The organism is Comamonas sp. JUb58, assembly GCF_004364775.1.
Taxonomy (GTDB): Bacteria; Pseudomonadota; Gammaproteobacteria; order Burkholderiales; family Burkholderiaceae_C; genus Comamonas.
The window spans coordinates 26,488-52,838 of record NZ_SOAL01000028.1 but is presented as its reverse complement, the minus strand read 5'-3'; the positions used below and the strand labels follow the sequence as shown (position 1 = coordinate 52,838).

21 protein-coding genes and 1 tRNA gene are annotated in these 26,351 nt (G+C 62.2%); 13 read left to right on the top strand and 9 right to left on the bottom strand.

Going from position 1 to position 26,351, the window contains the following annotated elements:
- From EDF71_RS25165 to EDF71_RS23075, 5 genes are all read left to right on the top strand, one after another.
- The coding region (locus EDF71_RS25165; protein WP_166656622.1) for a hypothetical protein at nt 1-960 on the top strand (960 nt) is incomplete at its 5' end.
- Between the two features lie 29 nt (nt 961-989).
- The gene (locus tag EDF71_RS23090) at nt 990-1,505 is read left to right on the top strand and encodes a TssQ family T6SS-associated lipoprotein (protein ID WP_133858876.1); all 516 of its coding nucleotides are present in this window, start codon (nt 990-992) and stop codon (nt 1,503-1,505) included.
- Nucleotides 1,506-1,574: 69 nt separating this feature from the next.
- A tRNA-Pro gene (locus EDF71_RS23085) sits at nt 1,575-1,651 on the top strand.
- A gap of 149 nt (nt 1,652-1,800) precedes the next feature.
- Complete coding sequence (locus tag EDF71_RS23080; RefSeq protein WP_133858875.1) at nt 1,801-2,622, top strand: heparan-alpha-glucosaminide N-acetyltransferase; 822 nt, start codon at nt 1,801-1,803, stop codon at nt 2,620-2,622.
- A 238-nt stretch (nt 2,623-2,860) separates the two neighbouring features.
- On the top strand, nt 2,861-4,438 hold the full coding sequence (locus tag EDF71_RS23075; RefSeq protein WP_133858874.1) for a PQQ-binding-like beta-propeller repeat protein: 1,578 nt from the start codon (nt 2,861-2,863) through the stop codon (nt 4,436-4,438).
- 137 nt (nt 4,439-4,575) lie between these two features.
- On the opposite strand, the gene EDF71_RS23070 is transcribed toward EDF71_RS23075, so the two are convergent.
- Nucleotides 4,576-5,622, bottom strand: a complete 1,047-nt coding sequence (locus tag EDF71_RS23070) for a site-specific integrase (protein ID WP_243854416.1) — start codon at nt 5,620-5,622, stop codon at nt 4,576-4,578.
- A gap of 178 nt (nt 5,623-5,800) precedes the next feature.
- On the opposite strand from EDF71_RS23070, the gene EDF71_RS23065 reads away from it, so the two are divergent.
- The gene (locus tag EDF71_RS23065; protein WP_133858872.1) at nt 5,801-6,889 is read left to right on the top strand and encodes a DNA-binding protein; all 1,089 of its coding nucleotides are present in this window, start codon (nt 5,801-5,803) and stop codon (nt 6,887-6,889) included.
- 34 nt (nt 6,890-6,923) lie between these two features.
- On the opposite strand, the gene EDF71_RS23060 is transcribed toward EDF71_RS23065, so the two are convergent.
- Nucleotides 6,924-7,370 carry a ribonuclease HI family protein gene (locus EDF71_RS23060; RefSeq protein ID WP_133858871.1) on the bottom strand — a complete coding sequence of 149 codons (447 nt, stop codon included), beginning with the start codon at nt 7,368-7,370 and terminating at the stop codon, nt 6,924-6,926.
- A 241-nt stretch (nt 7,371-7,611) separates the two neighbouring features.
- On the opposite strand from EDF71_RS23060, the gene EDF71_RS23055 reads away from it, so the two are divergent.
- The 5 genes from EDF71_RS23055 (at nt 7,612) to phnX (ending at nt 13,781) form a co-directional block, all read left to right on the top strand.
- On the top strand, nt 7,612-8,646 hold the full coding sequence (locus tag EDF71_RS23055; RefSeq protein ID WP_133858870.1) for a putative 2-aminoethylphosphonate ABC transporter substrate-binding protein: 1,035 nt from the start codon (nt 7,612-7,614) through the stop codon (nt 8,644-8,646).
- A 110-nt stretch (nt 8,647-8,756) separates the two neighbouring features.
- Nucleotides 8,757-9,887: a putative 2-aminoethylphosphonate ABC transporter ATP-binding protein gene (locus EDF71_RS23050; RefSeq protein ID WP_243854418.1), complete on the top strand. Its 1,131-nt coding sequence runs from the start codon at nt 8,757-8,759 to the stop codon at nt 9,885-9,887.
- 81 nt (nt 9,888-9,968) lie between these two features.
- Nucleotides 9,969-11,690, top strand: coding sequence for a putative 2-aminoethylphosphonate ABC transporter permease subunit (locus tag EDF71_RS23045; protein WP_133858868.1), 1,722 nt, complete (start codon nt 9,969-9,971; stop codon nt 11,688-11,690).
- A gap of 33 nt (nt 11,691-11,723) precedes the next feature.
- Nucleotides 11,724-12,857 carry a TIGR03364 family FAD-dependent oxidoreductase gene (locus EDF71_RS23040; protein ID WP_133858867.1) on the top strand — a complete coding sequence of 378 codons (1,134 nt, stop codon included), beginning with the start codon at nt 11,724-11,726 and terminating at the stop codon, nt 12,855-12,857.
- An 87-nt stretch (nt 12,858-12,944) separates the two neighbouring features.
- Nucleotides 12,945-13,781: a phosphonoacetaldehyde hydrolase gene (gene phnX / locus EDF71_RS23035; RefSeq protein ID WP_133858866.1), complete on the top strand. Its 837-nt coding sequence runs from the start codon at nt 12,945-12,947 to the stop codon at nt 13,779-13,781.
- Nucleotides 13,782-13,880: 99 nt separating this feature from the next.
- Here the strand turns inward: phnX and ggt are convergent, their stop codons facing one another.
- The 5 genes from ggt to EDF71_RS23015 all read right to left on the bottom strand — a co-directional run bounded on the left by ggt (nt 13,881) and on the right by EDF71_RS23015 (nt 19,381).
- Entirely contained in the window at nt 13,881-15,881 is a 2,001-nt protein-coding gene (ggt, locus tag EDF71_RS23030; protein WP_133858865.1) for a gamma-glutamyltransferase, read from the bottom strand.
- Nucleotides 15,882-16,156: 275 nt separating this feature from the next.
- Entirely contained in the window at nt 16,157-16,417 is a 261-nt protein-coding gene (locus EDF71_RS25160) for a hypothetical protein (protein WP_166656621.1), read from the bottom strand.
- 79 nt (nt 16,418-16,496) lie between these two features.
- Complete coding sequence (locus tag EDF71_RS25155) at nt 16,497-17,021, bottom strand: hypothetical protein (RefSeq protein WP_166656620.1); 525 nt, start codon at nt 17,019-17,021, stop codon at nt 16,497-16,499.
- A gap of 108 nt (nt 17,022-17,129) precedes the next feature.
- Nucleotides 17,130-17,933 carry a 2,5-didehydrogluconate reductase DkgB gene (gene dkgB / locus EDF71_RS23020; RefSeq protein WP_133858863.1) on the bottom strand — a complete coding sequence of 268 codons (804 nt, stop codon included), beginning with the start codon at nt 17,931-17,933 and terminating at the stop codon, nt 17,130-17,132.
- 266 nt (nt 17,934-18,199) lie between these two features.
- Nucleotides 18,200-19,381: an MFS transporter gene (locus EDF71_RS23015; protein WP_133858862.1), complete on the bottom strand. Its 1,182-nt coding sequence runs from the start codon at nt 19,379-19,381 to the stop codon at nt 18,200-18,202.
- Nucleotides 19,382-19,456: 75 nt separating this feature from the next.
- Between EDF71_RS23015 and EDF71_RS23010 the strand changes: the two genes are divergently transcribed.
- Nucleotides 19,457-20,359 (top strand): LysR family transcriptional regulator, encoded by a 903-nt coding sequence (locus tag EDF71_RS23010; protein ID WP_133858861.1) that lies wholly within the window; start codon nt 19,457-19,459, stop codon nt 20,357-20,359.
- Nucleotides 20,360-20,382: 23 nt separating this feature from the next.
- Here the strand turns inward: EDF71_RS23010 and EDF71_RS23005 are convergent, their stop codons facing one another.
- The gene (locus tag EDF71_RS23005) at nt 20,383-22,350 is read right to left on the bottom strand and encodes an AI-2E family transporter (RefSeq protein ID WP_243854415.1); all 1,968 of its coding nucleotides are present in this window, start codon (nt 22,348-22,350) and stop codon (nt 20,383-20,385) included.
- Between the two features lie 164 nt (nt 22,351-22,514).
- Nucleotides 22,515-24,905 (bottom strand): Tex family protein, encoded by a 2,391-nt coding sequence (locus tag EDF71_RS23000; protein WP_133858860.1) that lies wholly within the window; start codon nt 24,903-24,905, stop codon nt 22,515-22,517.
- A gap of 216 nt (nt 24,906-25,121) precedes the next feature.
- Between EDF71_RS23000 and EDF71_RS22995 the strand changes: the two genes are divergently transcribed.
- A complete protein-coding gene (locus EDF71_RS22995; RefSeq protein ID WP_133858859.1) occupies nt 25,122-26,300 on the top strand; it encodes a DUF72 domain-containing protein in 1,179 nt (392 codons plus the stop codon).
- Nucleotides 26,301-26,351 lie beyond the last annotated feature (51 nt).

The following is a 26,351-nucleotide window of genomic DNA, read 5'->3' as shown; positions in this document are numbered from 1 at the left end:
CTGCTGAAAGTTTCAGCAGGTCAGTGGAACACCCTGGTCAATTTTGCATCGGCACTTTGTGGTTTACCTGATCAGATTTGCATCGGCACTAACACTGATGGCCCTCAGGCAGCGGAATTGGCAGCCTCAGCGGCAACGGTAGCTCCACCGCAACCGCAGCCGCATATTGATGCTCTCGACACCATGCTGGAACCGGCCAGCCCCACCCAGCAGAAGGCCCAGATCACACCCAACACGCTAGAGGCTGCGCAGGACGAAAGGGAAGCGGTCCGAAACCTGCCGACGCCCGGCGCAGGTCGTCGCTTGCTTCTTCCGCTGATCGCCGGCGTTAGCTTGCTGCTGCTAATTGGCGCAGCATTGTCCTGGTGGATCAGCCCTGCGCCATCTCCATCTGCGCAAGTCGCCAACACCAGCTTGGAATCGGTCCGTCCCGTTGAGATCAGCGAGAGCCCAGCCGATGCAAGGCAAGCCACTCTAGAGCAAGAAGATGGGCGCCTGGATGCGCAACACATCTGGGCCGAGCCGTCGCTCAGCGAATTGGCTCCCGTGTCCTTAGACAGCGCCACGTCGTCCGATCCCAGCAGCAGCGTCGCTGATGCAACACCCAGATTGCCACCTGCCAATGCCCAGGTACCAAGCGCTGTTCCAGATAGCGCTTTGGCCACCGAGCCCATAGCCCCCACGCCAGCAAGAGCTGCGCCTCCTGCAGTGGTGCCTGCCATCGAAGAGGTGAGTGCCGCCGATCAGAAAAATCCGGGCGCATATCTACGTTTTGCTGTCCAGCCTTGGGGCCGCATCGTGATCGATGGTCAGGAAAAAGGCATTTCTCCGCCGCTCACGCGAATCTGGCTGCCCGAAGGCATGCACCAAATAGTCATAGAGAACGGAGACCTTCCCAAGCACACGACGTCCATCCACATCACTAACAAACAAGACGCCGTGCTGTCCCACAAATTTTGAGTCTGAAACCCTAAAAGAAAGAAGCCCAAATGACGATGCATGAACATTTCAAGAAGCGGTCTTTGATAGCAGCCATGGCCATCGCCCTGATGGGATGCGCAAACACGCAACAGCACGCTGAAGTGGAGGTAGACGCAACACCGACCTCGCAAGAGGTGGAGGCGGCAGCGCCTCCACCACCAGAATCTCGCGCATCGCAGGTGTCCGACCAGGTTGACACAAGCAACCCAGGCCTGACCGCCGTCGAGCGGCGCTTTAGCCAGGGCCTGGCGATGTACAACGATGGCCGCTATGACAATGCCATCAAGGTGTTCAGAGAGCCCGTCTTCGCACGCGCCTGGCCGGAGCTGCGGGTGCGGTCGCTCAAGTACATGGCGTTCAGCTACTGTGTGACAGGCAAGGCGCCCCAGTGCCAGAAGAGTTTCGAGGACATCCTCAAGATCGATGCTTCGTTTGAGCTGTCCAGTGCAGAGCAGGGCCACCCGCTGTGGGACCCGGTGTTCCGGCAAGCCCAGGCCAAGGTAGGGGATTCAGTGCAAAAGTGATTGCCCTGGACGCCCGGAATATTCTTTTTTGCCAAGCAGCCCAAAAACGGGTTACAATAGATGCTTAGTCGGAGCGTAGCGCAGCCTGGTAGCGCATCTGCTTTGGGAGCAGAGGGTCGTGAGTTCGAATCCCACCGCTCCGACCATTATTTAAAAGCCTGTCGCATGTGAGTGCGACAGGCTTTTTCATATCCAGCGCTATAAAAACAGGTGGCTGGATTGCTGCTTGCCAACAACGCTAAGCAGCGGCCACGGTGCAGCTGTGGCACGATAGCGCAGCCCCCGTGTTTGATCTATGCCCACCCAGTTCCACCCCGTCACCTATGCCGATTCAGAGCCCCGCGCGCCGCGCGATCGCTGGGACCGTCTGGATGTGCTGCGGGGCCTGGCGATGGTCTGGATGACCGCTTTTCACTTCTGCTTTGATCTGAGCTACCTGCAGCTCTGGCGCCAGGATTTCTACCACAACCCCGTTTGGACCTGGCAGCGCACTGCCATTGTCAGCCTGTTCCTGCTGTGCGCTGGTTTGGCGCAAGCCGCCGCCCAAAGCAAGCAAACCAGCACTGCACGCTTTTGCCGGCGCTGGGCGCAGGTGGCGGGTTGCGCGCTACTGGTCAGCGCCGGCTCCTACCTGGTGTTTCCCAACAGCTATATCTACTTTGGCGTGCTGCATGGCGTGGCGGTGATGCTGCTGCTTTTGCGGCTGCTGCAGGGCTGTAATCACCGCGTGTTGTTTCCTATAGCGTTGCTTTGTTTGCTTGCGCCAAGCCTCTACCAATATTTTGCGAGCGGCTTTCCCGCCTCGTTGGTAAAACTACTCAACGCCAAGCCCTTCACTCCCCTGGGATTGGTAACGCGCAAGCCCGCCACCGAGGACTTTGTGCCCGTCCTGCCTTGGTTGGGCGTCATGCTGCTGGGTTTCCAGATCGGCCGCCAGCAGATCGCCAAAGCAGGAGCTTGGCTGCCAGCGTATTTGGCTCGGCCTGCGCAAAATACACTCAGTCGCGGCCTCGCTTGGTTGGGTCGCCACAGCCTGCCTTATTACATGCTGCACCAGCTGGTGCTGATGGGAGGGCTGATGCTATTGGTGTTGCTGCTGCCTACGGTGCTGGATTAAGGAATCCGTCCGGGCCTGCGCTCTCCAGACGCCTTGCGGGGGGCGGGAGAAAAATTCTTTCTGGATCAAGGGCTTGAATCCAGACCCCCAAACTTTCTAGCAGCAAAGACAACTCGATAAATTGACGCTTTTTTTGAGCGTAAGGCGAGGAATGTCGGTGCCGTGCCTCGAGTGCATATTTGCAGTCTATGGCACTTTACAAGCTGGATACAATGTGCTTTTAGACACATGGTGACACATGAAAATTTATTTGGTTACCGCTCTGGCGCTTGGGTTGAGCGCCTGTGGCGGAGGCGGCGGAGGTGGCTCGGAAAGTTTTCTGAGCTTTGACAAAGCGCAACTGGTGCTGCAAGGATTTTCTGACGATATTGCTGTACCCAAAGCCAAATTTATTGTCACGGCCAAGGAAGTGATCAAACAGCCAGCAAGTCTTCAAGTCCTGAGCACCGAACTTGGAATCTCCGAGATTTCCATCACTCAAATCAATGATCGCTCTTACGGCGTGGATGTTGTCTTCGACAATAATCTTTCGCCGGGCACCCATAATGGCTTTCTGGATGTCAAGGTCTGCAAGGACAACGCTGCATCTTGCGCTCAATTTTACGGAGATGGCCCATCTAGGCTGCCATACTCCCTCAAAGTCTCTGGACCCTGGGATGGAAGGCCACTGAAGCAATTCGCCGACATCAATTGGTCTGGATCGTTTGGTGATTTCACAAATTCCTCGTACATAGATGCCTCACTGGATACAGCAAATATCACTAAGCGCTGGGAGTTCAAGATGCGAGAAGGGGAGCAAGAGCACCAGCTACGTGCTTTTGGTGGAAAAATTTTTGTGCTATCAACGTTAAATAATCAATTCCTACCCTTGACCACACGCTCATTAAAGGCGTTTGACGAGCGCGATGGCCGTATGCTATGGATGTCGGAAGACAACTATTCAATGAAATTCTCCATTGACCATGGAGAAATTACCATAACGGATGATGGCCAAGAGATCGCATACAAAGTCGATCCTGAAACGGGCTATAGCAACGTCGTCCAACTGGGTTCATTCGTTGAAAAGCCAGGCCGTGTAGAGAGCATCGAGTCCTATGCGAATGGCTATCTGGCGGCACACCGACCCGCCAAGCCTGATTACTGGAGCACCAGTGTAGATTCTAGAAATTCGATCATCTACAAGACTCAAAATGGCGGGGGCTGGAACAGCGCCGGTTACTACACGGTGATTGCAGAAAGATCGAATTCACCAAGCACATTCCTGAAGACAGAATCCACGATTTATGCGCCAGTCATCGGCAAGAATAATGAATACGGTATCGTCGCGCTGTCTGCCAAAGATGGCTCTGAAAAGTTTTTTGCACGCGTGCAAGACTTTTATGTAGACGCGCCATTGTTCCTGGCGGGTAACAACATTTGCAGCACCAGTGAGCTGCTGACGGTTTCATGCTTTGATAAGGGAACAGGCCAGGCAAAGTGGTCACTTCCAGAATCCGGGGTGATGTTCTCTGCTTCTGCTCAGACCCTGCTTGTCACTGATGGAGAGTTTGCCAACTGGCGAAACGCCAATACTGGCGAACTGGAATACAGCTGGGGCACCGTACGCGATTACCCGGTCAAATATAACGACCGTCACTCGCTGATGTTCAAGGACGTCGCTATTTTCGGCTCGCCTGATCGGTTGGTGGCTATCAAGAAAGGGAGCAAGGATCCCCTTTGGGCCTATAACGCGCCGAACAGCCACCTTGCGGTCTCTCAGAATGGCGTTCTGTTTGCCATCAGTGCAGGGCGCTTGATTGCCTTCAATCTTCAGTAAGATTCAAATGCCCTTCGATACATGGAAGGGCTTGAATGGCCAGTTTGGGGCTGACGCACCGAGGTTCGTGCTCAGCCCGCTTGCTAAATAAATGCCCTGAAAGTGGCCGCCCCCCATGGGGCGCTTTCAGTGCATCCTCATTCCCCCTGCGGATCATCCAGCAACCGCGCAGCCTTGTTCGCCAGCGGCGCCTCGGCGCGGAAGTAGCCCAGCACCGTTGCCGCACTTTGGTGACCGGTCATCGCCATCGTGTCGGCCAAGGCCATGTTCTGGCGGCCGGCCTCGGTCACAAAGCCCGAGCGCAGCGAGTGCGCAGAAAAATCCCCCTCGACCCCCGCCAACGCGCAGCGCTCCTTGACGATGTTGTTGACCGACAGCGCGCTCAAAGCGGCATCGCCCACCTGGCCGTTCTTGAACACGCGCCGAAATATGGCGCCCTCGCGAATGCCCGAGGCTTCCAGCCACTGGGCCAGCGCCGCACCGGCCACGCCCACCACGGGCTTGAAGTTCTCCGGCCGGGCTGAACCGCTCTGGTTGGTTTTGGACAGGCGCAGGTCATAGAGGTACTGGCCGGGGCCCATGGTTTGCAGCCATTCCATGCGCGCATCTGCCACCTCGGATCTCCGCCGCCCGCCGCTGGCCCAGGCAAACAGCAGCAAGGCGCGGTCGCGCCGGCCTTTCAAGCTGTCATCGCAGGTGGCCAGCAGCTGCTCCAGCAAGGGGCGGGTGAGGGCGGCCTTTTTTTGCTCCAGCATGCCCCGGCGCGCATAGGCCTTGCGCAAGTGCGACAGCGCCTCGCGCACCTCAGTGCTGTGACAGGGGTTGGGCAGGGCCTGGTGGCTGTGCGCTTTGGAGAGCACCGCAATCCGGTGCACCAGGGTGGAATGCGCCAGTGACCCCAGCTTTCCCTTGAAGCCTTGCCGCACCAGCTGCGCATCCAGCGCGGGCGGCAGGCCCGACTGCGCGCCCTGTGCGGTCAGGTGCTCGCCATGGTCCGCCACAAACTGCAGCACCACATTGGCCGGCAAGGGCAGGGCGATGGCTTGGCCATAGCGCAACCAGTACCAGGCGGCCCAGTAGCGAAGCGCGCTTTGGTAGCTGCTGGTGGTGTTTTCAGAAGCCGCCTCCAGCCGCAGTGCGCGCAGAGCATCCTCGGCCGACGCGGACAACAGCTCTGGCTGCAATGGCGCGGCTCCGGGTGGCGCGGCAGGCAGCAAATCCGTATCTAGAGGCGCAGAAAGTGGAATGTAAGACTTCATATTGATTAAATATTACATGCTATGTATGATACATTACATAAAACAAGCAGATTACTTGCGATAACAATCTCTTATCGATAGTAATCGGAAAAGGGTTCAAAAAATGGAAATTTCGCGTGCCACGCGCAGCGTGCAAAAAGAAGATGTCTGGCTGGCGGCCGATGCGCTGCTACTGGAGGGCAAAAGGCCCACGATTGAGCGGGTGCGCCAGAAGATCGGCCGGGGCTCGCCCAATACGGTGAGCCCCATGCTGGAGGCCTGGTTTGCCACCTTGGGCCCACGTTTGGGTGCGGGAGTAGGGGGCAACGCCCTGGCTGGCGACGCCAATAGCGCTGCTGGCAACGGCTTGCCGCCCTTGCTGGTACAGGCGCTGCAGCAAGTTTGGGAGCAGGTGCAAGCGCAGGCAGCGCAAGCGGCGGATGCGCTGCTGGAGCCCGTGCGCGAGGATTTGCAGACGCAGCAGCAGGCTTTGGAAGACGCCCAGCAAGCGCTGGAACAAGAGCGCGCCCTGATGGCCCAGCAGCGCGCCACTACCGAGCAGGCGCTGGCGGTGGCCCATGCCCAGATCAAGATGCAAAGCGGGCGCCTGGCTGACTTGGAGCAGGCTGGACGGCAAAAAGACCAGTTCGCCGCCACCCAGCAGCAGCGCCTGCAGGCGCTAGAGCAGGAGCTGTTTGCCAACCGCAAGGCCCGTGATGAGGCCGACCTGGCCCATGCCGAGCAGCTGCGCGAGTTGCAGCACAGCGCCCAGCTGCAGCAGCACCGGGTGTTGCAAGACCTGGACCGTGCGCGCCAGGACACCAAGCAGGCCATGGCCGCCCAGCGTGCCGAGCAGGAAAAGCTGGCCAAGCTGGAAGCCCAATGGCAGCAGGACAAGCAAGCGCTGCAGGACCAACGCGAGCAGCAAACCGTGCAGCTGCAGCAGGCACAAACCGAGGCGCAGCAGCTGCTACACCGCCTGCAGACTGCAGAAGCGGCGCATGCGCAAGCTCTGGCGCTGCAAGCCCACCGCCATGAGAGCGAGTTAGCCCAGTGCAAGCTGGAATGGGCGCAAAGCGCGGGCAGGGGAGGGGATGCTGTCGCGGCTGCCGACACGGCGGCAGGCAGCAGCCGCCGACCTATGCGCAGCACGCAACCGGCGGCGCGGCCTTTGCGCAAGCTGCCCGGCTCGCGCCTGCGGGGCAAGAACTAAGGGGTCTGCGCTGCGCGGACGGACGCGGTCTTGATCAGACGGTGCTGACTAGCGGCGATGTATCCACCGCATCAGCGCCCGGCACGGCATCACCCCGCGCCAAGGCATCGGCAATGGTGTTCTTGTGGCGTGGCACCCAGCGCACCTCCAGCTGCACAAAACCGGCACGCAGCGCGCGGGCCTGTTCATACAGTGCAGCCAGGCGGGCAATCGGTTTGGCGGCGGGTTCTGCCATTTGCGCGGCCAGAATGCTGCTGTCGGTGTGCAGCAGCACCTCGCGTGCTCCCATGCCTTGCAGCCAGGTAAGGGCGTGGATGGCCGCCACCGCCTCGGCCTCGTTGTTGCAGCCGGTATGGGCCAGCGCCTGGCTGAACTGATGGCTGGCCCCATCGGGTGCATAGGCGATGCCGCCAATGCGCATGCGTCCGGGGTTGGGCAGGGCGCTGCCGTCAATATAGGCGATCCAGGTGGCTGATGACATGCGGGCAGCATAAAGGCTGGCCAATACCTACGGCAGCGAACAGGAATGGTTATATCTTGAGCCTCTGAGCCATGTATCAACGCAATCTAACGATAGTTTTTGTAGTTAATTTAAAACAAATAGATAGCCATTGCTGGAGACGCCAACCTCTGTCATCCAAAGTTCGCCAAGCTGCCATGCAGCTGTCATAAACGACTCAGATACTCCATCGATCCTATTAACCCAGGCGAGAGAGTACGCAATGAAGAACTGGAAAAAGCTGGTAGCCGCGGCTGCCGCCATGGCCGCCACCGGCCTGGTGTATGCCCAAAAAACCGAACTGACGGTCTACACCGCCCTCGAAATGGACCAGCTCAAGGCTTACGAGACGGCCTTCAACAAGAACCACCCCAACATTGCGCTGAAGTGGGTGCGTGACTCCACCGGTGTCATCACCGCCAAGCTGCTGGCAGAAAAAGCCAACCCCAAGGCCGACGTGATCATGGGCGTGGCTGCATCGAGCCTGGCGATCTTCGACAAGAACGACATGCTGCAAGCCTATGCGCCCAAGGGCCTGGAGGCGATCACCGCCAAGTACCGCGACAGCAAGAACCCACCCCACTGGGTTGGTATGGACGTGTTTGGCGCCACCATCTGCTTCAACACGGTGGAAGCCAAGAAGCGCAACATCCCCATGCCCACCAGCTGGCAAGACCTGACCAAGCCCGAGTTCAAGGGCCAGGTGGTCATGCCCAACCCTGCATCCAGCGGCACTGGTTACTTTGACGTAGCCGCCTGGCTGCAGCTGTTTGGCGACGACAACGGCAATGGCGGTGGCTGGAAGTACATGGATGCCCTGCACGAGAACATTGCCCAGTACACCCACTCGGGCTCCAAGCCTTGCAACATGGCCGCCCAAGGCGAATACGTTGCCGGCATCTCCTTCGAATACCGCGCACACGCCAACAAGGCCAAGGGCGCACCGATCGAGCTGGTGTTCCCCAAGGAAGGCCTGGGCTGGGATCTGGAAGGCATCAGCATCTACAAGGGCACCAAGCACGCCGACGCCGCGCAAAAGCTGGTGGACTGGGCCGTGAGCAAGGAAGCCATGGAGCTGTACGGCAAGAACTTCGCCGTGACCGCCATGCCTGGCGTGGCTCCCAAGCTGGCCAACATCCCTGCCGACTATGAATCGCGCCTGATTCCTCTGGACTTCTCCAAGATGGCTGACAGCCGCGAGCGCGTGCTGGCTGAATGGACCAAGCGTTACGACGCCAAGAGCGAGGCCAAGAAGTGAGTGACAGGGAGACAGCGCGTTTGCCAGTAACGCAGGGCCAGGCGGCACAGGCCGCACAGACCGCATCCCTGCGCGATACCTCGTATGCATTCGAGTCCGCCGAGCCGGGCTTGCGCAAGGGCGACGAAGAGGGCGGCCCGCCCTTTTTGGAGATCCGCCATCTGCACAAGTCCTACGGCAGCTTTACCGCCTTGCAGTCGATCAACCTGCAGATTCGCCGTGGCGAGCTGGTGTGTTTTCTGGGGCCTTCGGGCTGCGGCAAGACCACCTTGCTGCGCGCGATAGCCGGGCTGGAAGCCCAGACCAGCGGTGAGATCTGGCAGGACGGCAAGAACATCTCGGCCTTGCCCGCTTCGCAGCGGGACTATGGGATCGTCTTCCAGTCGTATGCGCTGTTTCCCAATCTGACGGTGGCTGACAACGTGGCCTATGGCCTTGTCAGCCAGCGCCAACCCAAGGCCCTGGTGGCCCAAAAGGTGCAAAGCCTGCTGGACACCGTGGGCCTGTCGGTCAGTGGCGGCAAGTACCCGGCCCAGTTGTCGGGCGGCCAACAGCAACGCGTGGCGCTGGCCCGTGCGCTGGCCATGTCGCCCGGGCTGCTGCTGCTCGATGAGCCGCTGTCTGCCCTGGATGCCACCGTGCGCGTGCACCTGCGCAACGAGATCCGTGCGCTGCAGCAGCGTTTGTATGTCACCACCATCATGGTCACGCATGACCAGGAAGAGGCGATGGCCATGGCCGATCGCGTGGTGGTGATGAACCATGGCGTGGTCGAGCAGGTGGGTACCCCCCGCGACATCTACCAACGCCCAGCCACCCCGTTCGTGGCGGAATTCATCGGCAAGGCCAACAAGCTGCAGGCCCTGGCCGCCGGCAATGGCGGCATCACGCTGGCGGGCCACAAGCTGTACTGCCCGCAGGCGCCGCGCCTGAGCCCTGGCCAAAGCCTGCATGTCTACATGCGGCCAGAAGACTGCAGCGTGCATGACTGCACCGCCATGCCACCCATTGGCAGCGCGCCTGCGCCCAATGGTTCGCCGGTGCTGACCGGTGTGGTGGAGCAGCTGGAGTTTCTGGGAGCCGTCTGCATTGTCCATGTGGATGTACAGCGCCTGCCCGAGCGCCATGTGCAACTGCAGCTGAGCCCTGCGCAGTGCCTGCAGCTCGATATCCAGCCGGGCCGCTGGTTGCAGTTCTCCATCCATGCGCAACAGTTGAAGATTTTTGCCCAGGCCGCCTGAGCCCGACCACTGCCCTGGCAAGCGCCGGGGCCGGGGCCGCTCACGGCCATGCCCCAGGCCATGGGGCTTTACGACCACACTATGACCTCATCCGTTTCAGCGCCTGCAGCGCTCCCCCGCCACACCGGCCTGCGCGCAGCGCCCAGTGACCGCATCGCGCAACTGGCGCTGGTTGTCATCACGGCGCTGCTGTTGATCGGGCTGCTGGCACCGCTGGCTGCCTTGCTGGGCCAGGCCTTTGCGCCCACCTCGGGCGAAGAGGGCTCGGCCTTCATGCGCTTTGTCCGCTATTTCCAGTCACCCGCGCTGCTGGGCAGCCTCTGGAACAGCCTCTGGGTTTCGCTGATGGTGACCGTTGTGGTCATCCCGCTGGCCTTTGGCTTTGCCTATGCCATCACGCGCTCGGGCATCCGCTCCAAGGGCTTGCTGCGCAGCATCAGCCTGCTGCCTTTACTGGCACCCTCGCTGCTGTCCGCCATCTCGCTGATCTACTGGTTTGGCAACCAGGGCGTGCTCAAGTCCGTGCTCAATGGACTGGGTTTTGACACCATCTACGGCGCGCCCGGCATTGTGCTGGCCCAGTGCTTTGCCACCTTCCCGCATGCGCTGATGATCCTGATCACCGCACTTGCACTGGGCGACCAGCGCCTGTACGAGGCTGCCACTGCGCTGGGCGCGAGCCGCACGCGCCAGTTCTTCACCGTGACCTTGCCGGCCGCGCGCTATGGCGTGGTTTCGGCGGCCCTGGTGGTGTTCACCTTGGTGATCACCGATTTCGGCATCCCCAAGGTGATCGGCGGCAATTTCAACATGCTCGCCACTGATGTGTTCAAGCTGGTGATCGGCCAGCAGGATTTCCAGCGCGGTGCCGTCGTCGCCTTGCTGTTGTTGCTGCCCGCGGTCATCACCTATGCGATTGACCGCCATGTGCAGAAAAAGCAGACCGCCGTGCTGACCGCACGCGCCGTGGTGCTGCAGCCCAGCCGCCATGCGGCGACCGACCGCTTTTGCAGCCTGCTGTGCTGGGCGCTGGCCGCGCTGATGCTGGCCATGTTTGGCATGGCTATCTTTGCCTCGCTGGTGCAGTTCTGGCCTTACCAGTTAGGCCTGACCCTGAGCCACTACACCAGCGGCCTGGTCGATGCCGGCGTCGATACCGCCGTCTTCAATAGCCTGACCATGGCCGCCAGCGCCGCGGTGGCAGGGCCCATCGTGGTCTTCATGGGCGCCTATTTGTTGGAAAAAACCAAGGGCATGCCTGCGCTGCGCCCTGTGCTGCGCATGCTGGCCATGCTGCCGATGGCCGTGCCCGGCCTGGTGCTGGGCCTGGGCTATATCTTCTTTTTCAACGCCCCGGGCAACCCGCTGAACTTTCTGTACCAAACCATGCCGCTGATGGTGCTGTGCACGGTGATGCACTACTACACCACCGGCCATATGACCCTGGTGACGGCGCTCAAGTCGATCGATGGCGAGTTTGAATCGGTCAGCGCCTCGCTCAAGGTGCCGTTCTACCGCACCTTGTGGAAGGTGACCCTGCCCATGTGCCTGCCAGCCTTGCTGGAGGTGTCGCGCTACTTCTTTGTGGCGGCGATGACCACGATCTCGGCCGTGGTCTTCCTCTACTCGCCAGAAACCCGCCTGGGCGCGGTTGCGATCCTGAACCTGGACGAGGCCGGCGACATGGCCGCCGCCGCCGCGATGGCCGTGATGATTGCCGCGATCAGCTGCGTGGTGACCGTGCTCTACCAGGCGCTGGGCTGGTGGTTGAACAAGCGCACGCAGGCTTGGCGGCAGCGTTGATCGAAGGTGGATATAGGACAAGGAAAGACAGGAATGACGGTAGGAAGCACAAGTTTTGATGTGATCGTGGTGGGCGCAGGCATTGTCGGCTTGGCCCATGCCTATGAAGCGGCACACCGGGGCCTGAAGGTCTGCGTGCTGGACCGCGATGCCGCCTGCGTGAGCGCCTCGATCCGCAATTTCGGCTTTGTGACGGTGACTGGGCAAGGGGCAGGGGACACCTGGCGCCGCGCCCGCCATGCGCGCGACGTCTGGGCCGAGCTTGCGCCCAGGGCCGGAATTGCGGTGCAGCACCAGGGCCTGAACCTGGTGGCAACGCGCGACAAGGCGCTGGATGTGCTGCAGGCCTTTATGCAAACCGACATGGCCCAGAGCGTGAACTGCGCCCTGTGGACGGCCGAAGAAGCCGCCCGCCATGCGCCCGAGCTGCGGCTGGACCAGGCCAAGGCGGTCTTGCACAGCCCCATTGACCTGCGGGTCGAATCACGCGATGCGATTGCCCAGCTGACCCGCTGGCTGGCCGAGCAGATGCAGGTGACGTTCCGCTTTGGCGAAGCGGTGCTGGAAGTGGCCACGCCCAAGGTCGTGACGGCCAAGGGCCAGCTGCATGCCGAGCGGGTGGTGGTCTGCACCAATGCCGATATCCATGGCCTTTACAGCGCGCTGTTTGCCAAGCACCAGGTGCAGCTGTGCCAGCTGCAGATGCTGCGCGTGCAGCCCGCTGGCGATCTGCGCCTGAACGCATCGGTGATGGGCGATCTGAGCCTGGTGCGCTACCACGGCTACAGCAAGCTGCCTGAGGCGCAAGCCTTGCTGGAACAGCTGCAGCAGGAAGAGGGCGAGAGCCTGGCCCAAGGCATCCATCTGATCGTCGTGCAGAGCGCCGACGGCAGCCTGGTGGTGGGCGATTCGCACCACTACGGCGCCTCCGTCAAGCCCTTTGCGCAAGACGATGTTGATGCGCTGATGCTGCGCCACATGCGCGAGGCCTTGAACATTGGCGATTACCGCGTGACCGAGCGTTGGGTGGGCATCTACCCTTCGGCCCCGCAGACGGACTGCTTTATCGAGGCACCGGACGCCGCCACCCGCGTGGCCATCGTCACCAGCGGCACGGGGGCCAGCACCGGTTTTGGCGTGGCCTATGACACCTTTGCCGATTGGTAAAGGCAGGCACCACCCGCTGAACGACCCATCTTCTATATATAGACATACCCCAAATGGCCTTGAACGGGCTAGCGGGCAGAGGACACCATGACGAACTTTCACAACCCCCAACGCGTACAAGCCGTTGTTTTTGACTGGGCCGGCACGATTGTCGACTTTGGCTCACGCGCCCCCATGGGCGCCTTTGTGCAGCTGTTCAAGGATTTCGGCATCGAGATCAGCATCGCCCAGGCCCGGGGCCCAATGGGTTCGGCCAAATGGGACCATATTGCAGCGCTCTGCCAACTGCCCGAGGTGGCGGCCCAGTGGGAGAGCCGCTATGGCAAGCCGGTCGCCAACAGCGATATCGACCATCTCTACGAAGTGTTCACGCCGATGAACGCCCGCGTGGTGGGTGACTTTGCCGACTTCATCCCCGGTGCGCTGGAAGTGGTCAACCGCCTGCGCCTCGATGGCATCAAGATCGGCAGCACCACCGGCTACAACCGCCCAATCATGGATGTGCTCGAACCCATCGCGGCCCGCGCCGGTTATGCGCCGGACAACATCGTCTGCGCCGGCGACCTTGCCGCTGGCCGCCCCAGCCCCTTGATGATGTACCGCTGCTTTGCCGACCTAGGCATCTGGCCAGCCTCGACGGTGGTCAAGGTGGACGACACCGGCGTCGGTATTGCCGAAGGCCTGAACGCCGGTTGCTGGACGGTCGGCGTGGCAGTCAGCGGCAACGCCAATGGCCTGTCCTTGCCCGAATGGCAAGCACTGAGCTCAGACGAGCAAGCAGAGATCCGCAGCGTCGCCAGCCAGCAACTGCGCGATGCCGGTGCGCATTTTGTCATCGACAGCGTGGCCGACCTGCTGCCGGTGATCGAGCAGATCAACCAGCACCTGCAGCGCCAGGAGTTGCCAGCCCAAGCGGCCGCCTGATGCGATAGGTTGAGACGCAGCGCGAGCAGGGCGCAACCAGCAAAAAAGCCGCTGCGGGCAACAACCCGCAGCGGCTTTGGCGATGGAGAAGACCCTGTCTTACTTGGCCTTGTAGGTATCGCCCAGCACCACCCCTTCACGGCGAGGATCGGCGCCACCGCTCAGGCGGGCCTCACCCGCTGCATTGGCGGTGCGGATAACGGTGCCCACACCGCTGGATTGCGCATTGACCGACACGGTGTGGCCCATGGCGCGCAGTGCCAGCACCAGCGGATCGTTGTCACCACTGTTGGTGGCATTGATGTTGGGGTGCTCACCGCCCAGGTTGGTGGTGCGGCTGTTGGAGGCGCCAAAGTTCACCAGGTTGGTGGCTTGCTGGGCATCCAGGCCCCAGTCCAGCGCGCCGACCAGGGTCTTGGTGACGAACTGGATGATGGTGGCACCACCGGGCGAGCCGGTCGCCATCTTGAAGGCGCCGGGTTGGCCGTCAGCCGTGGCGTCAAACACGAGGGTAGGCGCCATCGAGCTGCGTGGGCGCTTGCCGGCTTCCACCTTGTTGGCGATAGGCAGGCCATCGGCCGAGACCGGTGCTGCCGAGAAGTCGGTCAGCTGGTTGTTCAGCACAAAGCCCTGGGTCATGTGGTAGGAGCCCATGCCCGCTTCCACCGTCGTGGTCATGCTGACCACGTTGCCCTTGCCATCGACGATGGTCATGTGCGTGGTGCCGGCTTCGGCCACCTTGCCCACGCCCAGACGGGTGTTGCCAAACTGGCCAGCGGTCGCGGTGCCCATGCTCTGGGTGGTAGAGATCAGCGCGGCACGCGACTTCAGGTAGCTCTTGTCCAGCAAGGTGCTGTTGAGCGGGCCGGGCAGGGGGGTGAAGTCAGTGTCGGCCACATACATGTCGCGGTCGGCATAGGCCATGCGCTCGGCTTCGCTCACCAGGTGCACGCCCATGGCGGTCGGCTTGCCGCCTTCCAGATCCAGCGCGGTGGGCTTGTGGGGGGCCAGGTCAAAGTTCTCCAGCACACCCATGGCCTGCGCCACGGCAATACCGCCGGACGAGGGTGGTGGCATGCCGCAGATCACGTACTTGGCGCGGTAGGTGGTGCAGACTGCATCGCGCTTCTTGGCCTGGTAGCCAGCCAGGTCGGCCATCGTGGTCACGCCAGGGGTGATGGGCGCGCCCGTGGTCACGTTCTGGGTCACGGCGATCTTGTCGACAATGCCTTGTGCCACCGATCCGGTGTAGAACGCATCCGCGCCGCCGGTTGCCATCTTGGTCAAGGTAGCAGCGTAGGCCGGGTTCTTGAAGGTCTCACCCAGGCCCTTGGTCGAGCCATCGGCGTTGAAATAAATGGCCAGCGCATCGGCATCGGCCTGCAGCGCGGTCTTGGCACCGGCCAGCGCATCCGACATACGGCCGCTGATCTTGAAGCCATTGGTGGCCAGGTCGATACCCGGCTGGATCAGGTCCTTCCAGGGCTTGGCACCATGGTCCTTGTGGGCCAGGTCCAGCATACGCACAGCGCCGGGCGTGCCGATGGAGCGGCCGCTGGCACGGGCGCTGGGCAGCGGCGTGGTCTGCGTGCCGCTGTCGATATAGCGCAGGTAATCGGGGGTCGCTGCCGCAGGGGCGGTTTCGCGGCCGTCATAGGCCGTCACTTTTTTGGTCGCTGCATCGTAGTACAGCATGAAGGCACCACCACCAATACCGCTGGACTGGGGCTCCACCAGACCCAGCACCATCTGCACGGCCACTGCTGCATCGACGGCAGAACCGCCGGATTTCAGCACCTCGCAACCGGCCTTGGAAGCCAGAGGATTGGCCGTCACCACCATGTACTTGTTGCCTTCGACTGCTTTCTTGCCGGTGCGGTAGCCCGAAGCCAGCTCAGGGAACGAAGGATCGCCAGGCAGGCCAGAACCCACCACCACCGAACCATCCGACGTGCCGGCCTCGCAAGCCGTGCTCACCAGATCTTCCTTGTCGTTATGGCTGGAGCCGCCGCAGGCGGTCATCGTCAGCGCGACAATGGCGGCCAGCGCGGCCATGCTGTAGCGCGCAGGAACGGCACCCAGCGATTTTTCGTTTTTCATATAACTGTTCCTTGGATCAATTGACACGAAATTGTCTTAGTAAAACGAATCATCGAGAGGCTGTATAAGCCGTGGTTAACCCTCGGTTTGGCAACAAAGTGACTGCCTTGCCTAGTGGCAGGGCAGGTTTGAGGTTTTCTGCTGGGTGGTGGTGTGCTGGCTAGACAGAAATGCGACTTAACATAATATACATCGTATCAATTAGCTAAGTATTGGTGAGGAGGCACTGTAGCTGCAACCTGCACCATTGCCTGGACACACGCAAACTCTGTCTCTCAGCGCTCCGGCCGGATATCCGTACCTGACTTATCATCCTTGACCAACACCCAGCGATAACCTGCCGGCGCCACCGGTGGCTGCGCTGTTTGCATCAACCTGCGGCGGTCGCCCAGGTTGGAGGCATCGATGCCGTTCTTGATCGCTGCCTTCAACAGCTCATAACCGACCCACAACGAGATAACGGTAGCGATCAACGACCAGAAAAGCATCCAAGCGAGCTGTCGGTCTATCTCCATCTGCAATCTTGCCCAATCCATCGCTGTTCCTCCTGCCGCGCAGTGTAGCGGCGCGCTGGTCTGAAACCCTTCAGCGCATGCAAGGGCTGTAACAGGAACCTCAGCACCCGGCCCGGAATTGCTCATCCCGCGCGCGTTGCCGTTCTTCTCGGATCCATTCCAGCTTGCGTGCGGTACCGCCAGCCCTGGCGGCGGAATCCAGATATTCCACCCTTTGCTTGAATTCCTCGCAACGCGCCTCGTTGGATCGTCCGCTGCCAGACGCAGCCGAATGGTAATGATGACGCGCATGCCTGGCTCGCCGCGCATCGTCCGCCCGTTTTCGTTGGGCGATGGCCATTTGGGTCTTCCAGTCCACATTGCTGGGCACTCTGACGCTCTCGACCAAGTCCCATCGCTCTTGCGAACATGGCCGGTCTATCCACCACAGCTCGGTTTTGTCGGGTCGCTTGCAGAGGTAGATCAGCCGGGTCAGCGGTCCATCCGGATTGCTGACTGCGGGGGTGACATCAATGGTTTTGGCATTTTTGCAGGGCTCGGAGCTATAGCTATTGTCGCAGCGGTACACCTCTTGGGCACCGGCTGAGCCTGCCAGCAGCAAGCCCAGTGCAACTAGGAATCTCATACATTTCTTTACGTTTTCTCTACGTGCATCCTAGCGGCTTACCCTGCTCCTTTGCGTGAAAAAGGCCTGCACAACGGCAGGCCTTCGCTAAATAACGCTGTTAAAGGCTTAATCCCAGATCGGAGCCAGCCCTTCAGGATTCACCTCACGGCCATTGCGCTCCAGCTGGGCGATGCGGGCCATGTCCTCGGCATCCAGCACCAGTTGCTGGGCCAGCAGGTTGCTGGCCAGGTTCTCGCGCTTGGTGGAAGACGGGATGACGGCGTAGCCCAGTTGCAACGCCCATGCCAGGGCGACCTGGGCGACGGTGGCCTGGTGCTTGTTGGCGATCTCGGCCAGCACCGGGTCCTTCAGCACCTTGCCATAGGCCAGGGTCATGTACGAGGTCACGGCAATGCCCTGCTCCTGGAGAAAGGCCGTCAGTTGGTGGCTCTGCAGGTAGGGGCTGAGCTCGATCTGGTTGGTGACGATCTCCCCTGCTCCGACGGCGGCAATGGCCTGGCGGGTCAGGTCGATATTGAAGTTGGAAATACCGATCTGGCGGGTCAGGCCCTGGGCCTTGGCGTCGGCCAGCGCGGTCATGAACTCTTGCAGCGCCACGCCATTGCCCGGTGCAGGCCAGTGGATCAGGGTCAAGTCCACATAGTCGCTGCGCAGCTTTTTGAGGCTGTCCTTGAGGCTGGGAACCAGCTTGGCCTGGCTGTAGTTGTCGGTCCAGATCTTGGTGGTGACAAACAACTCTTCGCGTGCCACACCGCTGTCGGCAATGGCCTGGCCCACTTCGGCTTCGTTGCCGTAGATCTGCGCGGTATCGACCGCCCGGTAGCCCAGCTCCAGCGCATTGCGCACCGAATCGACCACCACCTGCCCTTGCAGACGGAAAGTACCAACGCCAAAACGAGGAATAGACATGAAAAACTCCTTGGGAAAAATACAGACAGAGAAGTGCGGCGGACCTGCAGCGCTTGGATCAGCAACCAGGTCTTGATCGCATTGGCAGCCAGTTTGCGCTTTTCATCCTTGCAGATAAAGCCCTGGATCAACAATATTCTTTTGAAGAAATATCAACTATCAAGCCCTGCCCTGCTCCGCGCGCGACTTCAACAGGCCAAAAAAGCAAAAAGCTCCTCGCGCAGCTTGTGGTCTGCACGAGGAGCCCTTGGCCCAAATAGCAATGTTTAGATATGGCCCGCCGCCGCTGCAGCACCAGCTTGCCCAGGGCGCATGCGGCCCTGGATCAACACCAGGCCCAGCCCCCCAGCAGCCAATGCTGCGCCCGCCCAGGCCACTGCTGCGTAGCCCAGACCCTGGCCGATCACAGCACCACCCAAGGCGGCGCCCACGGCATTGCCCAGATTGAAGGCGCCCACGTTGACGGATGAGGCCAGGCCCGGCGCCTCGGCGGCTGCCTGCATCACCCGCATCTGCACCGGAGGCACCATGCCAAAGGCGGCAGCGCCCCAGACCACCAGGCCAATGCCGGCGCCCAGATGGCTGCCGAGCGCCCAGGGCAGCACCAGCATGATGAGGGCCAGGGCCAGCAGGATGATGCGTGTGGCGCCATCGAGCGACCAGTCCGCCAGCCGGCCACCCAGGCTGTTGCCGATGGTGAAACCCACACCAATCAGCACCAGCGCAAAGGCGATGAAGCCGGGGCTGGCATGGGTGATCTCGGTCAGTACCGGCGCCACATAGGTATAGAGCGTGAACATGGAGCCGGCACCCAGCACCGTGGTGCCCATGGCCAGCAGCACCTCGGGGCGGGTCAGCACCTTGAGTTCGCGGCGCACATCAGGGCGTGTGCCGGCCTCGCCCTTGGGCAGCACCATCCACAGCGCAGCAATGGTGATCAAGCCCAGCGCAGCCGTGCCGGCAAAGGCCAGCCGCCAGCCCACTTGCTGGCCGATCCAGGTGGCAGCGGGCACGCCGCCGATATTGGCCACCGTCAGCCCCATGAACATGGCCGCGATGGCGCTGGCCTGCTTATCCTTGGGCACCACGCTGGCCGCCACCACGGCGCCAATGCCAAAGAAAGCGCCATGGTTGAGGCTGGTCACCAGGCGCGACAGCAGCAAGGTCGTGTAGCCAGGGGCCAGTGCCGAGAGCAGATTGCCCACGGTGAAAATCAGCATCAGGGTGACCAGCGCAGCACGCCGGCCAAAGCGGCTGAACAGCAAGGTCATCACCGGTGCCCCCAGCATCACGCCCACGGCATAGGCCGACACCAGCATGCCCGCCGTGGGAATGCTGACATCGACACCCTGGGCGATGACGGGCAAAAGCCCCATCGGGGCAAACTCGGTAGTGCCAATGGCGAAAGCGCCAATGGCCAAGGCGAACAAAACAGCGGAAGACTTCATAGCCTCTAGTGTGCCCTGCTAATATTTGCAGATTAAGTACGATCGCCACCAAAATCTTTTGACGCCAGGGCAACAATGAAGACCACGCTCGATGAATTGCAGGCCTTTGTGGCCGTGGTCGATACCGGCTCGATCACTGCGGCGTCCGAGTTACTAGACCAGACCGTCTCCGCCACCAGCCGCACCCTGGGCCGGCTGGAGGAAAAGCTGCAAACCACCCTGCTGCGCCGTACCACCCGCCGCCTGGAGCTGACCGAGGAAGGCAGCGCCTTCTTGCAGCGGGCGCGCGCCATTCTGGTGTCGGTGGACGAGGCCGAAGAGCTGATGGCCGCGCGGCGTGTGCGGCCCGCCGGGCGCCTGCGGGTGGATGCCGCCACGCCCTTTATGCTGCATGTACTGGTGCCCCTGGTCGACAGCTTTCGCGCCAAATACCCCGAGGTGGAGCTGGAGCTCCATTCGCACGAAGGGATTGTGGATCTGATCGAAAAGCGCAGCGATGTGGCCTTTCGCATTGGCGCGCTCAAGGATTCAAGCATGCATGCGCGGCCGGTGGGCATCAGCCGCATCCGTGTGCTCGCCAGCCCCGCCTACCTGGCGCGCCATGGCACCCCTCCCAACATCCAGCAGTTGGCGCAGCATGTAGTGCTGGGCTTTACCCAACCCGACTCCCTCAATGAATGGCCGCTGCGTGACGCGAGCGGCGAACTCTTGCGCATCCAGCCAGCCATTACCTCATCCAGCGGCGAGACCCTGCGCCATATGGCCTTGGCGGGTTTCGGCATCGTCTGCCTGTCGGATTTCATGACCCGGGCAGACAGGGACAGTGGCCAACTGCTGCCCTTGTTTGAGGACCAGCTGCTCGATGTGCGCCAGTCCATCCATGCGGTCTACTACCGCAACACGGCACTGGCTTCGCGCATCACCTGCTTTGTCGACCATGTGATTGGCGCGCTGGGGGCGCAGCCTTTCAGCGACTGAGCCCACCACCTTGCGCTGCTTGCTTAGTCCGCTTCCGCATCCAAGGGGCGCTGCTCCACCACTAGCGCCGTCAAGCCGCTGATCTGGTAGACAGCGTTGTCCGCCTGCATGCCGCCCAGTGTTTCAGAGCGCAAAGGAGCCCGGCCCGGGCCGCCCAGCAGCATCACGGTAATGCGCAGTTGCGGACAGCGCCGGTGCAGACTCTCGCAGATCTGGCTCAGCTTGCCGATCGGGTTGGGGTGAAAGCTGCAGATGCAGAGATTGCGAACGCCGTCATAGAGGGCCAGATCGCCCTCGCGCAGAACGGTATCGATGGAGACGGCGCGCGTGCTGCTGTCCACCCCATGCAGCCGCAGCGCGTGGGCGGCCATCGTGGCGGCATGCCGGTCAATATCCCACTGCATGCCCACGCAGACCATGCTGTCCAGCGGCGGCTGGCCTTCGCCCACCTGCGGCAATGCGGCGGGCCGGTAGTGGCGCTGCAGGCCGCTGAGCAGCATGGCCACGGCCTCCGACAGGCGTTGGCGTTGGGGCGGGCTGGCTGCATGGCGGTACTGCTGCGCGGCAATCAGCAGTGCCGGCACGGCCACCTGGTCATAGAACTGGGTCACAGCCAAGGCCTGCTCATGCTGGCTGGGCTTGGGTGGCAGGGCCTCGTCGATATTTTCCGAAGCCACATCAATTGCCTGGTCCACATCGCCGCGCCACAGGCGCTGCAGCAGTTTTTCGGGCGGGTCAAACACCGCCTGGCTGCCCAGCAAGATCTCCAAAAACCCCATGCCCGGGATATAGCGCCCCAGCACCAACAGGCAGACCGTCAGCGGGGTCGACAAGATCAGGCCCACGGGCCCCCACAGCGCCGTCCAGAAGGTGGCCGCCAAAATGATGGACAAGGTCGACAAGCCCGTGCTGGCTCCGTAGAGCCAGGGCTCGATCACGTTGTTGCTGATCAGCTCCAGCACCAGGATCAGTGCCAGGGTCCAGAGCAGCAGGCTCCAGCCCGGGTCCACCGCAAAGGCCAGGGTGAGCGGGAAAACCGCCGATGCCATCGGCCCGATATAGGGCACAAAGCGCAGCACGGCCGCCAGAATGCCCCAGAGAATCGCGCCGGGCACGCCAATCCACCACAGGCCCAAAGCCATCGGCACGCCATAGCTCAGGTTGACGAACAGCTGCATGCGCAAGTACTGGCCGATGCGGGTGGCGGCATCGTCGAGCGCGTCGGAGGCCATATGGGTGTTGGGCCCCATCAGCCGCAGCAGCCGGTCCTGCAAGCCACTGCGGTCCAGCAGGATCAAGACCACAAACAGGAACACGATACCGGTGGTGGCAAGCGGCTCGGCCACCTTGCTCAGCAGCTCCAGCGCCTTTTGAATGGGCTTGACGGCGGGCTCCTGCACCTCCACTTTCTGCACCCGGCGCGCACGCGCATCGCCTTGGCTGATCTCGGTCTCCACGGTGTTGAGCACCTTGACCGCGCCATCCCAGACGCCTGGGCCATTGAAATAGGGTTTGACGTGGCGCAGCTTCTGGCGAATGGTGTTCTGGTAGGTCGGCAGCTCGGCGCTCAGGCTGGTCACCTGGTTGCCCACATAGATGGCGCCTGCGCCCAGCGCACCCAAGGCCAGCACCATCACCAGTGCGACCGACAGCACGCGGGGCATGCCCCAGCGCTTGAGCCGGCTGACCGCTGGATCAAGCAAAAAACCCAGCAAGGCCGCCAGTGCCACCGGCAGCAGTACATCCCTGCCCACATACAGGCCCAGAATCACCACCGCCGCGATGACCATGCCCACCATCAGCCGCAGGCCGGGCACCATGGCCAGCAGCGGGGCCAACGTATCTTGGGTCGACACCACGCCTCTGCGCCGCCCTGCGGTGCGCCGGCCCGCACGCGCCGCATCGCGCAGCTCGCCGCGCGGCGGCCGCTTGGACCCAGGAACGGGCTGGGCTACGGGCTCATCATCGGGCGCGGCGTGGTCGGGGGGCATGGCGTGGGGAGATCAGAAGGTGGGGAGGCGCAAGCCGCTATTACATCCAATTTCCGGGCTGGCGGATGTCATCTTTGGCCGATTTTTGGCGGAATGGGAGCGCGCAACAAAAAACCGCAAGGCCGGTTGGCACTTGCGGTCAGCGCAGGCGATGGGCCCAGCACTTATTTTTTGAGGCCCTGCAGTTTGGCAAAGGCCGAGGCCATTGCGTTTTGCTGCGCAGGTTGGTTGGCGCGGGACGGCTGCGTGTAGCCACCCCGGCCGCCACCGCCCTGGCCCCGGCCAGCCGCTTCAAAGCGGTTGTCACGCGGGCCATCGCGGCGCGGGGGCGCGGCGTCCAGCTTCATCGTCAGGCTGATGCGCTTGCGCTCCACATCCACTTCCAGCACCTTGACCTTGACGATCTGGCCGGTCTTGACGGCTTCGCGGGCATCTTCGATGAACTTGTAGCTCATCTGGCTGACGTGGACCAGGCCATCCTGGTGCACGCCCAGATCCACAAAGGCGCCAAACTGGGCAACGTTGCTGACCGTTCCTTCCAGGGTCATGCCTTCGCGCAGGTCCTTGATGTCTTCCACGCCTTCGTTGAAGCGGGCCACGACAAAGTCCGGGCGCGGGTCACGGCCGGGCTTTTCCAGCTCGCCCAGAATGTCCGAAATGGTGACGGCGCCAAACTTCTCGCTGACAAAGCGCTCGGCCTTCAGGCTCTTGAGCACCTCGCCACGGCCCATCAGCTGGTCCACCGGCTTGCCCGTGGTAGCAATGATCTGCTCGACCACGGCATAGGTTTCCGGGTGCACGCCGGTCATGTCCAGCGGGTTGTCGCCACCACGGATGCGCAAAAAGCCCGCTGCCTGCTCAAAGGTCTTGGCACCCAGGCCGGCCACATCCATCAGCTGCTTGCGGTTCTTGAACGAGCCATTGGCATCGCGCCAACGCACCACCGACTTGGCCACCGTGCCCGACAGGCCGGAGACACGGCTGAGCAGCGGTGCAGAGGCGGTATTCAGGTCCACACCCACCGAGTTCACGCAGTCTTCCACCACGGCGTCGAGCTGGCGGGCCAGCTCGCTTTGGTTCACATCGTGCTGGTACTGGCCCACGCCAATGCTCTTGGGGTCGATCTTGACCAGTTCGGCCAGCGGGTCCTGCAGGCGGCGGGCAATCGATGCCGCACCGCGCAGGCTGACATCGACATCGGGCATCTCGAGCGCCGCAAATTCGCTGGCCGAGTAGACCGAGGCGCCTGCTTCGCTCACCACCACCTTCTCGATCTTCTTGTCTGCTTTTTCCGCAATGCGGATCAGGTCGGCGGCCAGCTTGTCGGTTTCGCGGCTGGCGGTGCCGTTGCCGATCGCAATCAGGTTGATCTGGTGCTTTTCCACCAGGCGGGCCAGTACGGCCAGCGAACCGTCCCAGTCGCGGCGCGGCTCATGCGGGTAGACGGTGGTGGTGTCCACCAGCTTGCCGGTATGGTCCACCACGGCCACCTTCACACCGGTGCGGATGCCCGGATCCAGGCCCAGCACGGCGCGCTGGCCGGCGGGGGCCGCCAGCAGCAGGTCGCGCAGGTTGTCGCCAAACACCTTGATCGCCACTTTTTCAGCGTCTTCGCGCAGGCGGGAGAACAGGTCGCGCTCAGTCGACAGACTCAGCTTGACGCGCCAGGTCCAGGCCACGCACTTGCGGATCAGGTCATCGCTGGCGCGCTTGGCATGGCTCCAGCCCAGGTGCAACGCAATCTTGCCTTCGGCCAGGCTGGGCTGGCCCGGCTCGGGTGCCACGCCAGGCTGCAGCTCGGGCTGCACCAGCTTGGCTTCCAGCACCTCCAGCGCGCGGCCCCGGAACACGGCCAGCGCGCGGTGCGATGGCACGCGGCCAATCGGCTCGTCGTAGTCAAAGTAATCGCGGAACTTGGCAACCTCGGGGTCGTTTTCGTTCTTGGCATCCACCTTCTTGGAGCGCAGCAGGCCTTCGGCCCAGAGCCACTCGCGCAGTTTTTGCACCAGCACCGGGTCTTCGGCCCAGCGCTCGGACAGGATGTCGCGCACGCCATCCAGCACCGCCAGCGGGGTCGAGAAATCCGGACCGGGCTTGCCGTCGTCGAGCACGGTGGCGGGCTTGCAAAAGGCCTGGGCTTCCTGCTGTGGATCCAGGCTCGGGTCGGCAAACAGCTTGTCGGCCAGCGGCTCAATGCCAAATTCCTTGGCGATCTGGCCCTTGGTGCGGCGCTTTTGCTTGAAGGGCAGGTAAATGTCTTCCAGCTCCTGCTTGGTCGGCGCGCGGGCAATGGCCAGGCGCAGCGCGTCGGTCAGCTTGCCCTGCTCGTCAATCGCCTTGAGCACCGTCTCGCGGCGGTCCTGCAGTTCCCGCAGATAGGTCAGGCGCTCGGCCAAATCCCGCAGCTGGGTGTCGTCCAGACCACCGGTGGCTTCCTTGCGGTAGCGGGCAATAAAGGGCACTGTGGCGCCGCTGTCCAGCAACTCCACCGCCGACGTAACCTGCGATTCGGCAACCTTCAGCTCAGCCGCAATCTGCGCAATGATCTTTTGCATGCTCTACGCTCGCTCCAATGCTTCTCTGGCAAAACAAGCAGTGTGCCATAGCTGCTGGCAGCCACTGGGGATTTGAACAGTTGCCGAATTTGAAAAGTGTAATTTTTATAGCAATCCTGCAGGCCTTGGCCTAGCGGTGACGCCTGCTGTCCGCAGGGGTGGCCAATCGTCAAACAATGCGAATCGCAGCGCGCAGCAATGGCATACTGGGCCGCGATGTCCACAGAGCCCGATTCGAATTTGGATTTGTTTGGCGCCGAGCCCGCGCCGGCTGCTGCTACGCCCAGCCCGGCTGCGCCGCCCGCCGACGCGCCAGACGGCGAAGTCTCCCCTCCTCCATCTACGACTCCATCCACCACGCCACCGGCGCCTGCAGCCAAAGCGCGCAGCCGTGCGCAGGCCGTCGGCGCGGCCTACCCCTTGCTGGGGGAAGCACTGGCTCCCGCCATGCCCGCATTGCTGCGCATGGGCGGCTCCTCCTGGTCCTACCCTGGCTGGCAGGGCCTGGTCTGGGACAAGGCCTATAGCGAGCGCATCCTCGCCCAGCGCGGCCTGAACGCCTATGCCGAGCACCCGCTGCTGCGCACCGTCAGTATTGACCGCAGCTTTTACCGGCCGCTGGCAGCGTCTGAATACGCGGTCTATGCCGCCCAGGTGCCGGCGGATTTTCGCTTTGTCGTCAAGGCGCCGGCGCTGGTCTGTGATGCACAGGTGCGCAGTGAAGAAGGACGCGGTAAAGAACCCAATCCCGCCTTTTTGAATGTGGAGCTGGCCCTCAGCAGCTATGTACGGCCCGCCTGCGAAGGCCTGCTCGACAAGCTCGGCGTGCTGCTGTTCCAGCTCAGCCCGCTGCCGCTCGGCCGGCTGCTGAACCTGCAACCCACCCTGGCAGAGCTGGAGCAACTGGCGCTGGCCGTGCAGGCCGAGCTGGCAAACCTGCCCGCAGAGCGCAGGCCGATAGTGGCTTTTGAAGTGCGTGACGCCGATTGGCTGCGCCCCGAGATCGCACCGCAACTGGCCCAGATCCTGCGCCAAGCCGGTGCCACCTATTGCCTGGGCCTGCATGCCAAGATGCCGCGCATGGCCGAGCAACTGCCGCTGCTGCGCGCGCTGTGGCCGGGCCCGCTGGTCTGCCGCTGGAATGTGAACCCCGTCTTTGGCCCCTACGGCTACGCCGATGCTGAAAAGCAATTGGCCCCGTTTGACCGCATCCAGCAGCCCGACCCGGCCACCCTGGCCTTGCTGGCCAGCACCTTGGCTGGCGTCTGCGGCAAGGGGCAGCCCGCCTATGTCACCGTCAGCAACGAGGCCGAGGGCTGCGGCCCGCTCAGCATTGTGCGGCTGGCCGAGGCGATGGCCGCGCTGAAAAAACCTGAACCCCCGAGCACCGCCTGATTGCAATCGCTTGCGATGTTTTGCGCAAATTTGCCGCTGTAGCGCCGGCAT